The organism is Asanoa iriomotensis, assembly GCF_016862515.1.
In the GTDB taxonomy this organism is placed as follows: Bacteria; Actinomycetota; Actinomycetes; order Mycobacteriales; family Micromonosporaceae; genus Asanoa; species Asanoa iriomotensis.
Genome location: NZ_BONC01000008.1, coordinates 1 through 14,986 on the forward strand (window position 1 = coordinate 1; position 14,986 = coordinate 14,986).

Annotated in this window: 13 protein-coding genes; 6 read left to right on the top strand and 7 right to left on the bottom strand. The window is 72.8% G+C overall.

Annotated features, from left to right (window positions below):
• On the bottom strand, positions 1-261 hold a 261-nt coding region (locus Air01nite_RS07980; protein ID WP_203701315.1), incomplete at its 3' end, for a response regulator.
• A gap of 76 nt (positions 262-337) precedes the next feature.
• Between Air01nite_RS07980 and Air01nite_RS07985 the strand changes: the two genes are divergently transcribed.
• Entirely contained in the window at positions 338-1,306 is a 969-nt protein-coding gene (locus Air01nite_RS07985) for an Acg family FMN-binding oxidoreductase (protein WP_203701316.1), read from the top strand.
• Between the two features lie 3 nt (positions 1,307-1,309).
• Here Air01nite_RS07985 and Air01nite_RS07990 read toward each other — a convergent pair whose 3' ends face one another.
• Positions 1,310-2,266 (bottom strand): Acg family FMN-binding oxidoreductase, encoded by a 957-nt coding sequence (locus tag Air01nite_RS07990; protein WP_203701317.1) that lies wholly within the window; start codon positions 2,264-2,266, stop codon positions 1,310-1,312.
• 165 nt (positions 2,267-2,431) lie between these two features.
• On the opposite strand from Air01nite_RS07990, the gene Air01nite_RS07995 reads away from it, so the two are divergent.
• Positions 2,432-3,226, top strand: coding sequence for a universal stress protein (locus tag Air01nite_RS07995; protein ID WP_203701318.1), 795 nt, complete (start codon positions 2,432-2,434; stop codon positions 3,224-3,226).
• Positions 3,227-3,268: 42 nt separating this feature from the next.
• Here the strand turns inward: Air01nite_RS07995 and Air01nite_RS08000 are convergent, their stop codons facing one another.
• Complete coding sequence (locus Air01nite_RS08000; protein ID WP_373310348.1) at positions 3,269-3,820, bottom strand: hypothetical protein; 552 nt, start codon at positions 3,818-3,820, stop codon at positions 3,269-3,271.
• A gap of 254 nt (positions 3,821-4,074) precedes the next feature.
• Between Air01nite_RS08000 and Air01nite_RS08005 the strand changes: the two genes are divergently transcribed.
• Positions 4,075-6,996 carry a putative bifunctional diguanylate cyclase/phosphodiesterase gene (locus Air01nite_RS08005; RefSeq protein WP_203701320.1) on the top strand — a complete coding sequence of 974 codons (2,922 nt, stop codon included), beginning with the start codon at positions 4,075-4,077 and terminating at the stop codon, positions 6,994-6,996.
• On the opposite strand, the gene Air01nite_RS08010 is transcribed toward Air01nite_RS08005, so the two are convergent.
• A complete protein-coding gene (locus tag Air01nite_RS08010) occupies positions 6,980-8,632 on the bottom strand; it encodes a RecQ family ATP-dependent DNA helicase (protein ID WP_239090586.1) in 1,653 nt (550 codons plus the stop codon). The two genes, Air01nite_RS08005 and Air01nite_RS08010, sit on opposite strands and share 17 nt — an antisense overlap.
• Positions 8,633-8,648: 16 nt before the next feature.
• Positions 8,649-10,037, bottom strand: coding sequence for a short-chain fatty acyl-CoA regulator family protein (locus tag Air01nite_RS08015; protein ID WP_239090570.1), 1,389 nt, complete (start codon positions 10,035-10,037; stop codon positions 8,649-8,651).
• Between the two features lie 225 nt (positions 10,038-10,262).
• Here Air01nite_RS08015 and aceA point away from each other — a divergent pair, with 225 nt between their 5' ends.
• Positions 10,263-11,528, top strand: coding sequence for an isocitrate lyase (gene aceA, locus Air01nite_RS08020; RefSeq protein ID WP_203701323.1), 1,266 nt, complete (start codon positions 10,263-10,265; stop codon positions 11,526-11,528).
• 2 nt (positions 11,529-11,530) lie between these two features.
• On the top strand, positions 11,531-13,069 hold the full coding sequence (aceB, locus tag Air01nite_RS08025) for a malate synthase A (RefSeq protein ID WP_203701453.1): 1,539 nt from the start codon (positions 11,531-11,533) through the stop codon (positions 13,067-13,069).
• A gap of 61 nt (positions 13,070-13,130) precedes the next feature.
• On the opposite strand, the gene Air01nite_RS08030 is transcribed toward aceB, so the two are convergent.
• A complete protein-coding gene (locus Air01nite_RS08030; RefSeq protein WP_203701324.1) occupies positions 13,131-13,499 on the bottom strand; it encodes a hypothetical protein in 369 nt (122 codons plus the stop codon).
• 37 nt (positions 13,500-13,536) lie between these two features.
• Here Air01nite_RS08030 and Air01nite_RS08035 point away from each other — a divergent pair, with 37 nt between their 5' ends.
• Positions 13,537-14,115 carry a cadmium resistance transporter gene (locus tag Air01nite_RS08035; protein ID WP_239090571.1) on the top strand — a complete coding sequence of 193 codons (579 nt, stop codon included), beginning with the start codon at positions 13,537-13,539 and terminating at the stop codon, positions 14,113-14,115.
• A gap of 3 nt (positions 14,116-14,118) precedes the next feature.
• Here Air01nite_RS08035 and Air01nite_RS08040 read toward each other — a convergent pair whose 3' ends face one another.
• On the bottom strand, positions 14,119-14,985 hold the full coding sequence (locus Air01nite_RS08040) for an aldo/keto reductase (protein WP_239090572.1): 867 nt from the start codon (positions 14,983-14,985) through the stop codon (positions 14,119-14,121).
• Position 14,986 lies beyond the last annotated feature (1 nt).

A 14,986-nucleotide genomic window follows, 5' to 3' on the forward strand; every position in this document is an offset into this window, starting at 1 on the left:
ATCATCCTCGTACGACGTCAGAATCAAGCCCTTGATCGTCGGGTCGACCGCCCGCACGTCCCGACAGACGTCGATACCGCTCCCGTCCGGGAGCCGGGCGTCGAGGATCATCACATCGGGCCGCAACGCCGGGATCCGCGCGGTCGCCTCGTGCGCGAGCCCGGACTCACCGACCACCTCGATGTCACCCTGGCTCTCCAACAGGTCGGTCAGGCCACGACGGACCACCTCGTGGTCGTCGAGCAGGTAAACGCGAATCACGCCCCCACCTTAGGTCCCTGGGCGTCGGGACTTCCGCCCCTGACGGGTCGCCGAACGCGCGGCGCAGGCTGGGGTCATGCAGGCGACGACGACCGGGTACGCCATGGACGAGCTGACCGAGGCGGCCGCGCTGGCCGTCCGGGCGCCGTCCATGCACAACAGCCAACCGTGGCGCTTCGCCCTCAACGACGGCGCGATCGAGGTCCGCCTCGACCCGGCCCGGCTGCCCGACATCCCGGCGCGGGCCTGGGCGGGCCGGGTGAGCTGCGGTGCGGCCGTGTTCAACCTGCGGCTGGCGCTGGCCGCGCTGGGCCGCCCGCCCGCCGTGGTGGTGCGGCCGGTCGACCGCGACGTGATCGCCGAACTGGTGCCCGACGTCCCGCGACCGCCCTCCGGCGCCGAACGTGCCCTCCACGCCGCCATCCCCCGCCGGTGCAGCAACCGCATGCCGTTCCGCACCGAGGCGGTGCCGGCGGACCTCCGGGCCCGCCTGGTCGCCGCCGCCCGCGCGGAAGGCGGCTGGCTCGACCTGATCATCGGTGCCAGCGCGGTCAACGCGCTCGCCGAGGTGGTCAACGCCGCGAACCGGGTGCTGCGCCGCGACCCCGCCTACGCGGCCGAGCTCGCCCGGTGGCGCCGGGACGGCGGCAGCGCGGAGGACGGCGTCGCCGAGCGGGCCGCGGGCTACTCCCCCGAGCCGCAGGACCTGTTGCCGATGCGCGCCTTCGGCGCCCGCACCCGGCCGCCGGGCCGGGACTACGAACCCGAACCGCTCGTCGCGGTGCTCGGCACCGCCACCGACCGCGAGGCCGACCAGGTGACCGCCGGCCAGGCGCTGGAGCGGGTGCTGCTGACGGCGACCGACGCCGGCCTGGCCGTGTCGATGTTCTCGCAGGCGATCGAGGTGCCGACCGCCCGGGCCCGGTTGCGGGCCGCGCTCGGCCGCCAGGGCGTGCCCCAGCTCGTGCTCCGCATCGGCTACGGGCAGCCCGGACGGCCCACACCACGCCGGCCGGTCGCCGCCGTCATCGACCCCGATGTCTGACCCTCAGCCGCGCTCCACGGTCTGGTCGACGGGCAGGCGGGGTGTCCGCGGTGTCTCACCCGGAGCGCCGACACCGAGCCGGATCACCAGGTACGGGTATCCGACGCCCGACAGGATCCCCCGCAGCACCGTCCGGGTCGTGGCGACCTCGACGACGCCGCTGAGCGGCACCACCGACACTCCCCGCTGGACCGCGGTGAGCCAGACGGCCGCGAGGGCCATGCCGGCGCGCAACCAGGACGCCGGTGCGTCGTCGTCGCCGTAGAGGAGCACGTACTCCGCGTCCTTGTCGTGGCCGGGGCCGATCGGCAGCGTGCCCTCCACGCCGAAGTCGCGCGCCGGGACCGTCGTCTCGGGCGCCCGCCCCGGCAGCACGTCCGGCGGCAGACCGGTGCCCTCCGGCGCGGACCGGCTGGTCCAGTAGGCCAGCTCGGCCCGGATCAGTGGGTCGTCCGCCTCGATCTCGGCGGCCCGGTGTGCCGCAGCGGCCAGCTCCAGGACCTGGTCGCCGGTGAGCCGGTGCAGTCTCGCCAGACCGTGGGCCGCGGAGACGATGGCCGCGTCCGCGTCGGCCGGCAGCGCGGCGGAGACCGGCCGCCGGTCCGTGTGCCGGACTGGCATCGCGTCCACCATGCGCACCGCTTCCGGCGTGACGTCGACCCGTTCGCCCGGCACCAGTTCGGCGAGCAGGTCCGGCCGCGCCGGGTCCGGCAGGTAGTCGACCCGTGCGGCCCAGCCCTGTGCCAGCAGCGCGAGGCGGGCGTGCTCGAGCGCGGTGCCACAGCTCAGCAGCATGAGCCGGCCGTCCGGGTCCGTGGCGGCCAGTTGCCGGCCGCGGTCGGCCGACAGCGCCAGCCGGTCCGGCAGCACCCGCCAGGCCCACGGTTGGGTGTTGTGGATCGACGGCGCGTAGCCCGCCGCGTCGGCGGCCGCCGCGAGCGGCTCTGCGATGCCCGACATCGTCCTGTCCTTTCCTCGGCCTCACCTCCAGCCAACCCCTTCGGCGGCGGTCCCGGCAGGGCCGGGCGGCATCGGTTCGCGGGCCGGATGGCCCACGCCCGGGCCCAGAGTTGCCGCTGGTGCCGACGGTTCCGTGCCACGCTTGAAGAAGAGGGGGCGACGCCCGTGGACCACCGAGAGATCGTCGTCGGTACGGACGGTTCCGCCTGCGCGGCCGAGGCCGTCCGGTGGGCCGCCGCGGAGGCCGCCCTCCGCCGCGTCCCGCTGCGCGTGCTGTCCGCGCACGAGCCCGACCAGCCGGCGACGACCGCCGAGGAGGCGGCGGCCCGCGTGCGGCGCGGCGTCCGGGTGCGCGCGCAGGACGTGGCCGGGCCGGCGGTCCAGACGCTGCTGGACGCGGCCCGCGATGCCGCGATGCTCGTCGTCGGCAGCCGCGGCCGTGGCGGCGTCCGCAGTCTCCTGCTCGGCTCCGTGAGTTGGCAGGTCGCCACCCGCGCGCCCGGCCCGGTCGCCATCGTGCGCGGCGGCGAGCGCACCGGCCCGGTGGTCGTCGGCTGCGACGGCTCCGACGCGTCGCGACCCGCGGTGGAGCTCGCCTTCGACTTCGCGGCCGCACACGGCGCCGCGCTGGTGGGCGTGCGCGCCTACTACCCGCCCTCGCCGGCGCTCGGCTTCGGCTACCAGTCGCTGGTGTACGCGCTCGACGACCGGGACCAGTCGGTGGCCGCGGACCTGACCCGCGAGCTCGACCCGTGGCGGGAGCGGTACCCGACGGTGGACGCCCGCGTCCTGGTCACGCACGGCGGTGCGGCGGACGCGCTGGTCGCGCACTCCCGCAACGCGCGGGCGGTGGTCATCGGCAGCCACGGCCACGGTCCGGTCGCCGGCACGCTGCTCGGATCGGTGTGCCCGCAACTGCTGCACCACGCCCGGTGCCCGGTCGTGGTGACACACGACTGACGGGGCACCGCCGGCCGGCGGTGCCCCGAACGTGGTGCGGTGCTACTTGAGCCAGGGCAGTCGCCGCACGATCGGCAGCGTCTCCCAGTAGCCGCCGAGGCCCAGCGTGCGGCCCGCGCCGACGAGCGCCAGGCCGACCATCACGGCCGCGCTGATCAGGTGCTCGTCCAGGAAGGGGTTGCTGGCGGGCGGCAGCGCGACCGACCACATCAGCACGTAGAGCAGGGCGCCCGAGACCGCCGCGACCCGCATGCCGATGCCGAGAGCGAAGGCCAACCCGATGCCGAGCAGGCCGAGCATGAACGCCCAGTTGGCGAAGGCCGTGCCGGCCAGGTTGTGGTAGAGGCCGGCGAACGGGCCCTCGGCCCCGCTCAGGAAGCCCTTGGTGGGGCTGCCGCCGTTGAGCCAGGAACGCTCCGCGGGGGTGGCGAAGCCGAGCCCGAAAACCTTGTCCAGGAACGCCCACAGGAAGGTGAACGCGAACGCCAGGCGGACGCCCGCCCACACGTACCGCGCCGCCCTCCCCGCGGTCGTCTCGCCGGTGACCGCCGGAGCGGTCGTCCGCGCGGTGTGCCGCTCTGCCATCGCGGTCATGGTGCCCACGTCCTCTCGTGTCCTCCGGGTCCTGTCTGGACCCACGTCGATTCCACGCCCTTCACGGCCGGCACAGCAGTGCCGCTGGACCACACCTGCACGGGACTCCCGTCCCGTACCCGCCGGGACCTTCGCCCCGCGCCGACATTGGCCGGACGGGCCCGGAGGCATGCGAGGACCATGGGACGAGGGGCCTTGTCGCCCAGCCCCGCGTACGAGAGGAGGCCCCGTCGTCGATGTGGGGCCGATGGTCCATGGCCGTCTACGCGTGCCTCTGCCTGGCAGGCGTGTTGCTCTACGCCGTCGGGCAACTCACCAGCGGGGTGGCAGTGGTCGGTGTGACGTCGACGGCCGCGGTCCTGCTGGCCGTCCGGCACTACCAGCCGCGCCGGCGAAACTCGTGGCTGGCCCTGGCCGCCAGCCTGTTCCTGACGATGCTCGGCAGGATCGTCTACGACGCGCTGCCAGGCCAGTACGGCCAGAAACCACTGACGTGGATCGTCTGGCTGATCCACCTGACGACACTGGTCCTCTTCACGGCCGGCATGGTCGGGCTCGCCCGGCACACCCGGGAGCGCACCGTGACCCTGGTCCTGGACACCGCGATCGTCGTGCTGGGAGCGGGGCTGCTCTTCGGCATCCTGATCGGCGTGCCGTACGCCATCGCTCCGGCCGGTGGCATATGGGCGGCGGCCCGGATCGGCTACGTCGCGCGTGACGTGGTCGTCATCGCCGCCACGATCCATCTCGTCACGTCGGCCCGGTGGAGTGTCTCGTCGGCGCTGCTGGCGACCGGCCCGGTCGGCCTCGTCGTCTACGACGTGCTGTACCGACTCGGCCGGGTCCGCGGTGACTTCCTCCAGCAGAGCCCGATCCTGCTGGGCTTCCTGGGGTTCTTCGTCGCGATCGGGGCGGCTGCCCTCGTCCCGTCGATGCGCTCGTTCGACGAGCCCGACGGCGAGCAGGACCTCGATCGGGACCCCAGGCTCCGGCTGGGGTTGGTGGCGCTGCTGGCACTGCTCCCGTCCGCGCTGCTGCTGTCGAGCGCGGTCGACATGGCGCCATGGGTGCGGCCGCTGGTGACCGCGGTGTCCACGGTGATCCTGGGGCTGGCGCTGTTCCGGCTCGTCGATGTGTCGTACCAGTTGCGCCGACGGGTCGCCCGGGAACGGATCGCCGGCCGGGCGACAGCCGATCTCGCGGACGCGCGCGACTCAGGTGGCGTGACAGCGGCGACCGAGCGCGCCGCCGGCGACCTGTTGGCCGGCCCGGTCCAGGTGACGGTCGGCGGGGACGTGCCGGACGTCCAGCCGGCGGCCGGGGTCGTGCTGGTCGGTGGGCCCACGGACGACGGCCGGCCGGCCGTCTCGATCAGCGGCGACCCGCAGCGGATCAACCGCGTCCGCGCGCCGCTCGCGTCACTCGCGCAGCAGGCGAGCGACGCGCTGGAGCGGATCCGGCTCAACCAGTCCGTGATCAAGTACGCCAGCGAGAGCTACTTCCGCACGCTGGTCCAGAACGCCACCGACGTGATCATGATCGTCGACCAGTCGACGGTGATCCGGTACGCGAGCCCGTCGTCGCTGGCGATCTTCGGCGCCCACGTCGCGCCGTCGCTGCGGGTCACGGACCTGCTCGGCCCCAAGGACGAGGCGGACGCGCTCGCCCTCTGCGACCGCGCCGCCACGGCCGCGCCGGGCGAGGAGGTGCGGGCACAGCACGACTGGACGGTCCGGGCGCCGGACGGCCAGGTCTCGCACCTCTCGGCCACCTGCCGTGACCTTCGCGAGGAACCCTCGATCGGTGCGTTCGTGCTCACGCTCCGGAACGTCACGGCGCAACGCACGCTCGAGCGGGAGCTGACCAGGCAGGCGTACGTGGATCCGCTGACCGGTTTGAGCCGGCGGGAGTACTTCAGCGAGCGGCTCGAGTCGCTCGGCCGCCACGTCCGCGAGGACGGCAAGCTCGGCGCGGTCTTCTTCATCGATCTCGACGACCTGAAGCTCGTCAACGACAGCTACGGACACAACGTCGGCGACGAGGTGCTGCGCGTGGTCGGGCACCGCTTGCAGGGTTTCACCAGCGGCATGCCGGACGGGGTCGAGTCCATGGCCGCCCGCATCGGTGGTGACGAGTTCGCCGTGCTCCTGGGTGGCGCGTCGACCGAGGCCGAGCTCGCCGGCACGGCGGACCGGCTGGTGCAGCTCCTGGGGCAGCCCGTCCAGGTCGGCGGCCAGGAGATCCTGTGCGCGGCGAGCCTGGGCCTGGCTACCACCGACGACGCCAGCGACGGCGTCGAGTTGCTGCGCGACGCGGACATCGCGTTGTACGCGGCCAAGAACGCGGGCAAAGGCCAGTGGCGGCGGTTCCGGCGGTCCATGCACGACTCGCTGGCGGCGCGGATGGAACTGCGCACCGCGCTCGACCGGGCGATCCGGCACGACGAGCTGCGCCTGGCGTACCAGCCGATCGTCGGGCTGTCGGACCGGTCCGTGGTCGGCTACGAGGCGCTCGTGCGCTGGCGGCATCCCCGCCGCGGAGCCCTGCGCCCCGCGCAGTTCATCGGTGTGGCCGAGGAGTCTGGGCTCGTGCTGCGGATGGGCGAGTGGGTGCTGGACAACGCCCTGCGGTTCGCCAGCGGGTGGCGGGGCAACGGGCGACGGCCGGACCCGTACCTGGCCGTGAACGTGTCGGGCCGCCAGCTCGTCAACACCGGCTTCGTGGACATGCTGCGCGGCAAGCTGGCCGACCACGGTATGCCGGCGGAACGGGTGGTCATGGAGATCACCGAGAGCACGCTGCTGCGCGAGGGCAACGCCGTGTGGAACGACCTGAGCCGGTTGCGCCGCGCCGGGATCCGGGTCGCCGTCGACGACTTCGGCACGGGCTACTCGGCGCTGAGCCACCTCACCGACATCCCGCTCGACATCGTGAAGCTGGACCGCTCCTTCGTGAGCTCCCTCGTCACGTCGGCCAAGCAACGACAGCTCGTGCGCGGCATCGTCGACATCGCCGACGGCCTGGACCTGACCGTGGTCGCCGAGGGCATCGAGACCGAGCCCGAGTCCGCGGCCGTGACGGAGGCCGGCTGCCGGTTCGGGCAGGGCTACCTGTTCGGCCGCCCGATGCCACCCGACGCCGTCGCCGCCGACATGTCCCCTAACTCTCGACGGTGAGGATGCCGTTCTCCAGGACCGCCGGGGTCAGGTGGCGGTAGCCGACCGTGTCGAAGGCCACCGTCAGCTCGTGGTCGTCGCGGGACAGCAGCGTGCCCTCGCCCCACAGGCGGTGCCGGACCCGGGTCGCCGTCGCGGCCGGCTCGTGGTGCCGGCGGCCCACCTGGGCCTTCGACGGCTGGCGGCGCGCCGCCGCGGCCGCCTCGTCGTTGTCGCACGCGCCGCACGGCGGATCGTAGTGCTCGCCGAAGTAGCCCAGCAGCTCCGCGCGGCGGCAGCGGTCGGTCTCCGCGTACTCGCGGGCCGCCTCGATCCTCGACCGCAGGATCGACTGCTGGCGCCCGCCCTCCTTGGACACCAGGGCGAACGCGTCCGGCGGGAGCTGGTCGGGCTTGACCACGCCGTCGCTGCCGTCGGGTTCCAGGAAGCCCAGCTCCACGAGCTCCTCGACCACCCGCAGCACCTGCTGGCGGCTCACGCCGCTGGTGTCCACCACGGACTTCACGGTCAGCCGGCCTGGCGCCGCCTCCAGGGCGTCGACCACCTTGTGCACCGTGGCCGGCGCCATCCGCGAGCGCGCCGCGAGCAGGCGCGGGATGCGGATCGTGCGCGGGTCGTAGACCACCACCGCGCGGGACGGCTGCCCGTCCCGGCCGGCGCGGCCGATCTCCTGGTAGTACTCGTCCAGGCTGCCGGGCACGCCCGCGTGCACGACCGTGCGCACGTCCGGCTTGTCGATCCCCATCCCGAACGCGCTCGTCGCCACCACCACGTCCAGGCGCCCGGCGAGGAAGTCGTCCTGCACCTGCGCGCGGCGCGCCGCCGGCAGGCCCGCGTGGTACGGCGCCGCCTGGTACGCGTCGAGGTCCAGCCGCGACGCCAACTCCTCGCAGCGGGCGTGCGTCAGTGCGTACACCAGCGCCGGCGAGTCGTGCGCCAGCACCACCTCGACCGTGCGGTCGTCGATCGCCCGGTCCTCCGGCAGGTCGTGCCGCGCCCGTCGGACCGCGAGATGGATGTTCGGCCGGTCGAAGTCGGTGACCACGACGCGCGGCGAGCGCATCTTCAGCTCCCGCGTGATGTCGGCCTGCACCGGCGGCGCCGCGGTCGCGGTCAGCGCGACGATCGTCGGGCCGCCGAGCGCCTCACCGACCATCGGCAGCCGCAGGTACTCCGGCCGGAAGTCGCGGCCCCACTGGCTGACCAGGTGCGCCTCGTCGATCGCGAACAGGTTGACGCCCGAGAGCGCGCCGACGGACTCCTCGTTGGCCAGTTGCTCGGGGCCGAGCATCACGAAGTCGACCTGCCCGGCCCGCAGCGCCGCGAGCGAGGCCCGCCGCTCCCCCGCGTGCAGCGACGAGTTGAGCTGCACCACCCGGACCGGCTCGCCGGACGGCTTCGACCGGCGGCCGAGCGCGGCGGCCTGGTCGCGCTGCAGGGCGATCAGCGGCGAGACCACCACCGTCAGCCCGCCCAGCACCAGCCCGCCCACCTGGTAGATCGCGCTCTTCCCGCTGCCGGTCGGCAGCACGGCGAGGGTGTCGCGGCCGGCGACGATCGACTCGACGGCCGTGCGCTGGCCCGGCCGCAGGTCGAACCCGAACACCGCGCGGGTGACTTGGTCGACTGCCTCCATCACGTCCCGAGGCTACTCAGCCCATCAGGGGGTACGGGATGAAAGTGCTCCGGTTCTCGTCGAGATCGAGCCGGCGGCCGATGGGCGCCGCGGCGCGCTGCGGGCAGGTCAGCCGCTCGCAGGTCTTGCAGCCCGGCCCGATCGGGGTGGCGCCGTCGACCGAGTCGAGGTCCATTCCCGTCGAATAGACCAGCCGCCCCGCGTGCCGGATCTCGCAGCCCAGCCCGATCGCGAACGCCTTGCCCGGCTGGCCGTAGCCGGCGTGCTGGTGGATCACCGTGCGGGCGATCCACAGGTAGCGCTGGCCGTCGGGCATCGCGGCGATCTGGGTGATCACCCGGCCGGGCGCGCTGAACGCCTCGTAGACGTTCCAGAGTGGACACGTGCCGCCCGAGCGGGAGAACGGGAATCCCGTCGCCGACTGGCGTTTGGACATGTTGCCGGCCCGGTCGACGCGGACGAACGAGAACGGCACGCCGCGCGCCTTGGGCCGTTGCAGCGTGGACAGCCGGTGGCAGACGCTCTCCCAGCCCATCCCGAAGTGCTCGGTCAGCAGCCCGATGTCGTAGCGCATCCGCTCGGCGGCGGCGAGGAACACCTCGTAGGGCAGGATCAGCGCCGCGGCGAAATAGTTGGCCAGCCCGACCCGGGTCAGAATCTGCGTCTGAACGTCGTCGAACTTTTCTTCCTCGATGATTTCGTCGATCTCGTCGGCATATTCCAACATGCCGATCTGGGCGCCCATCCGAATGGCCTGCTGGCCCGGTCGCAATGACAGCGACAAATGCAACGTGCGGGTCTGCGGTTGATAGCGGTGCAGGTCGCCGCCGAGCCGTTCGTGGTCTTCCCGGACGATGCGCACCCCGTGGCGGTCGGCCAGCCGGGCGCGCAGCGCCTCGAGGATCTCGCCGCGCCCGGCGCCGATCCGGCCGGCCAGCTCCTCGGCGGCCTCGTCGAGCGGGGGCACGTAGTTCTGGCGGCGGTAGAAGAAGTCGCTGACCTGGTCGTGCGGGCTGCGGCCGGCGACCAGGTCGCGGTCGCCGACCACCTCGGCGAGCTGGTCGTCGGTCTGCCGGTAGCGCCGGTAGAGGTCGATCACCGCCTCGGCGACCTCGGGCAGCTTGGTCGCCAGCTCGGTCAGGTCGTGCAGCCCGGCCCGGGCCGGCAGCGCCTCGCGCAGGTCGGCGACCAGCCGCGGCGTGTCGTGCGGCGCGAAGAACGCCGGGTCGACCCCGAACACCTCGGTGATCCGCATCAGCACCGGAACGGTCAGCGGCCGCGTGTCGTGCTCGATCTGGTTGAGATAGCTCGGCGAGATGCCCAACTGGCGGGCGAGATCGATCTGGGAAACGCTGCGATCCTCGCGCAGGCGGCGCAGGCGGGCACCCGCGAAGGTCTTTGCCACTCCCCCTCCCTCGGGTTTGCGCCGACCGGAGGTCCAGGCGCCTTTTAACCGCAGCCTCACCTCCACCATCCGTCGCGATGTTAGCACGTTGCCAATTGGTCATTCGCAACTTCGCAAAAACGGGGTCGAGACTTTTCAAGAATTGGCTGTTTCCGTACCTCGCGCGCTCAATTCCCGCTGTGGGACGGTGACCGGCAGGAGCCTTTTCGACGTAAGGAGTCGGCGATGACCCAATCGGCGGAGCAGCTGCGGCGGGAGTGGGCGACCGCGCCGCGGTGGCACGGTGTGGAGCGCACCTACAGCGCGGACGACGTGGTCCGGCTGCGTGGTGCCATCCAGGAGGAGCACACGCTGGCCCGCCGGGGCGCCGAACGCCTCTGGACCCTGCTGCACGACGAGGACTACGTCAACGCGCTCGGCGCGCTCACCGGCAACCAGGCGGTGCAGATGGTGCGGGCGGGGCTGAAGGCCATCTACCTGTCGGGCTGGCAGGTCGCGGCGGATGCCAACCTGGCGGGACAGACGTACCCGGACCAGAGCCTCTACCCCGCCAACTCGGTGCCCGCCGTCGTGCGCCGGATCAACAACGCGCTGCTGCGGGCGGCCCAGATCACCACGGCCGAGGGTGACACCGAAACAGAGTGGCTCGCGCCGATCGTCGCGGACGCGGAGGCCGGGTTCGGTGGCGTGCTCAACGCGTACGAGCTGATGACCGCGATGATCACCGCAGGCGCGGCCGGTGTGCACTGGGAGGACCAGCTCGCCTCCGAGAAGAAGTGCGGCCACCTGGGCGGCAAGGTGCTGATCCCGACCGGGCACCACATCCGCACGCTGGAGGCGGCTCGCCTCGCGGCGGACGTGGCCGGCGTGCCGACGCTGATCGTGGCCCGCACCGACGCGCACGCGGCGAACCTGCTCACGACCGACATCGACGAGCGCGACCAGCGGTTCCTCACCGGTGAGCGGACGGCGGAGGGCTTCTACCGGGTGCACGCCGGCATCGAGCCGTGCATCGCGCGCGGTCTCGCGTACGCGCCGCACAGCGATCTGATCTGGATGGAGACGAGCACGCCGGACCTGGAGGAGGCGCGCACGTTCGCCGAGGCGATCAAGCAGCGTTATCCGGACCAGCTCCTGGCCTACAACTGCTCGCCGTCGTTCAACTGGCGCAAGCACCTCGACGACGCGACGATCGCCAAGTTCCAGCGGGAGCTTGGGCACATGGGGTACGCGTTCCAGTTCATCACCCTGGCCGGCTTCCACGCGCTCAACTACTCGATGTTCGACCTGGCGCGGGGTTACGCGGCCGACGGCATGCCGGCGTACGTGGCCCTGCAGGAGAAGGAGTTCGCGGCGGAGGAGCACGGTTACACCGCCGCCAAGCACCAGCGCGAGGTCGGCACCGGCTACTTCGACCTGATCAGCACGGTGCTCAACCCGGCCGGCGAGACCACGGCCCTACGCGGATCGACCGAGGAGGCGCAGTTCTGATGATGCGGATCGAGGTCCTGGGCAATGGATACGAGGACATCCTTGACCCGAAGGCGCTCGACTTCCTGGTCGCGCTCGACAGCGAGTTCGCCGGCCGCCGGGTGGCCCTGCTGGACACCCGGCGGGCCCGCCGGGCCCGGTACGCGGCCGGCCAGTTGCCGCACTTCCTGCACGAGACGGCGCACATCCGCAACGACCCGAGCTGGCGGGTCGCGCCGCCCGCGCCGGGTCTGGAGGACCGGCGGGTGGAGATCACCGGCCCGCCCGAGCGGAAGATGACCGTCAACGCGCTCAACTCGGGCGCCCGGGTCTGGCTCGCCGACTTCGAGGACGCGCTGGCGCCCACCTGGGACAACCTGATGGGCGGGCAGGCCAACCTGATCGCGGCCCTGGACGGGGAGATCGACTTCACGGACCCGGCCGGCAAGGCGTACGCGCTCGGCCCCGACCCGGCGACCATCGTGGTGCGCCCCCGTGGCTGGCACCTGGCGGAGAAGCACATCGTGGTCGACGGCCGGCCGATCTCGGCGAGCCTGGTCGACTTCGGGCTCTACTTCTTCCACTGTGCACAGCGGCAGATCGACGCGGGCAAGGGCCCGTACTTCTACCTGCCGAAGCTGGAGAGCCACCGCGAGGCCCGACTGTGGAACGACGTGTTCGTCTTCGCGCAGAACTACCTGGGCATCCCGCAGGGCACGATCCGGGCCACGGTGCTGATCGAGACGATCACCGCGGCGTTCGAGATGGACGAGATCCTGTGGGAGCTGCGCGACCACGCCGCCGGGCTCAACGCCGGCCGCTGGGACTACATCTTCAGCATCATCAAGCAGTTCGGCAACCGGGCGGACTTCGTGCTGCCCGACCGGGCCGACGTGACGATGACGGTGCCGTTCCTGCGGTCGTACACCGAGCTGCTCGTGAAGACCTGCCACCGGCGCGGCGCGCACGCGATCGGCGGCATGGCGGCGTTCATCCCGAGCCGCGACCCGGCGGTCAACGAGGTCGCGTTCGCGAAGGTCCGCGCCGACAAGGAGCGCGAGGCCGGCGACGGCTTCGACGGCTCGTGGGTGGCGCACCCGGGCCTGGTCGACACGTGCGAGGCGGCGTTCACCGCCGTGCTCGGCAGCCGGCCGCACCAACACGAACGGCGCCGGGACGAGGTCGCGGTCAACGTCGACGAACTGCTCGCTGTCGACCTGACACCGGGCGCGGTCACCGCCGCCGGGCTGCGGTCCAATGTGGCCGTCGCGCTGCGCTACTTCGACAGCTGGCTGCGCGGCACCGGCGCCGCCGCCATCTTCGACCTCATGGAGGACGCGGCGACCGCGGAGATCGCGCGGTGCCAGGTCTGGCAGTGGGTGCACCACCGGACCCCGCTGGCCGAGGGCGGTGCGGTAACCGAGGACCTGGTGCGGTCCATCGTGGACGAGGAGGAGGCCGGGCTGCGGCCGGCGGCCGCGCGGATCTTCCTGGAGACCGCGCTCGCCGAGGAGCTGCCGGCGTTCTTCACGCCCGACGCGTACGCCCGATATCTGGTCTAGCCGGCAATCCCGGCGGCAGTAGCCCTGGCGGAAACGGCAGTCGCCAGGGCCGCTGCCCCGGTCAGCTCGGCAGCGCCGTCAGAACGGCCTCGTCGATCTCGCTCGGGTCGAGCCAACGGTGGTACGAGGCCAGGGCGGCGCCGTGGTCGGCGACCCGGACGTACACCGTGGTGGTGGCGCCCTTGCCCGCCGCCGCCGCCCAGACGACGGCGATCTCGTGCTGCTCGTGCCGGCCGTCGACGACCGCGACCGGCAGCGCGACCACGGGCAGCCACTCGACCTCCGCGGGGGTCGGTGCCAGCCGCCAGCCGGCGCCGTCGGCCCAGGAGCGCAGGGCGTGCCACCTGCGGGCGGCGGCACCCTGACGCCAGGCCGCCACCGCGACGCTCACCGCGAGGGCGGCCACCAGTGCGATCACGGCGAAGGCCACCACCCGAGGGTACGCGCGGTCGCGTATGGTGCGGGCGGTGACGGATGTGGTCGGCACGGTCGCGGCGGCGGCCGGCGTGTTCGCGGGCACGAATATCGACGACCTGCTCGTGCTCACGGTGCTGTTCCTGGCGGCCCGCAGCGCCGGGCGGCCGAGGCCGTGGCAGATCTGGGTCGGGCAGTACGCGGGGATAGGCGCGCTGGTCGCGATCGCGGGCGCGGCGGCGCTCGGCCTGACGTTGCTGCCGGACCGGTGGGTCGGCCTGCTCGGCCTGATCCCGCTGGCGCTGGGCGTCCGTGGCCTCCTGGCCGCCTTTCGCGCAACCGGGGACGGTCCCCCGGTGGTCGCCTCCGGGCTCGTCTCGGTCGCGGCTGTCACGATCGCCAACGGCTCCGACAACATCGCCGTCTACACGCCGGTGTTCCGGACGATCGGCCTGGTCGACTCCCTGCTCACGATCGCGGTCTTCGCGGTCCTGACGGCGGTGTGGTGCGTCGTCGGCTCGTGGCTCGGTGGGCACCGGTCGGTCGTCGCCGCGCTCGGGCGGTTCGGGCACTGGCTCGTGCCGCTGGTCTTCGTGGTGATCGGCCTGGTGATCCTGTCCGGGCTGCTCTGAGGGCTACGACCACGGCAGGGCGGCCCGGTGCCGCCAGTACTCGTCGGGTGTCTCGGGCGCCGGCAGCGGCCCGGGGTCGGTGACGTCCAGCGCCCGCAGGTTGCTGGCGAGCTGCGCGGTGGTCGCGGCGCCGGAGAGCACCACGTCGACCCAGGGCTGGGCGAGCGCGTGCGCGAGCACGTCGGCGTCCCGGTCCGCGAGCCGCCCGTTGGCCACGGCCTCCTTGATGATCACGTGCCGCCCGTCGGCGTGCGCGTCGGCGAGCGCCGGCCCGGCGGATGGTTCGAGCGGGTTCCAGGTGGCTTGGAAGCTGTGGAACAGCGGCGCGCCGTCGACCTTGATCTCCATCGCGGCCCGGATCGCGTCGGCCTGCCGCGGCCCGCTGGTCGACACGCCAATCGTGACACCGCGGGCGCCGAGGTCGGCGAGGTGGCGGTGCAGCGTCGGGTCGGTGAGCGCGCCGCTCTCGGGCGTGAGGGAGTGAATCTGGTAGAGGTCGAGCCGCTCACCGAGCAGCTCACGGGTCTCGGTGACCTGCCGGTCGAACGTACCCACGCTGTGGTCCTTGGTCTCGTGCACCTTGGCATCGACCCGCCACCCGGCGACGTAGGTGTAGCCCCACTTGGACCCGACCACGACGTCCGGGTGGTCGACGACCCAGCCGGCCAGAAACTCCTCGGCCCGCCCGTAGGACCGCGCGGCGTCGAAGTAGCGCACCCCGGCGGCGTACGCGGCATCGAGCACGTCATGGGTCCGCCGCCGCATGGCCTCGACGGTCCGCTCGGCGGGCAGATCCCGATCCCGCCCGAGATTGATGTAGCCCGGCCGCCCGATCGCGGCCAGCCCGAGTCCGATCCGATGAACGGGCACG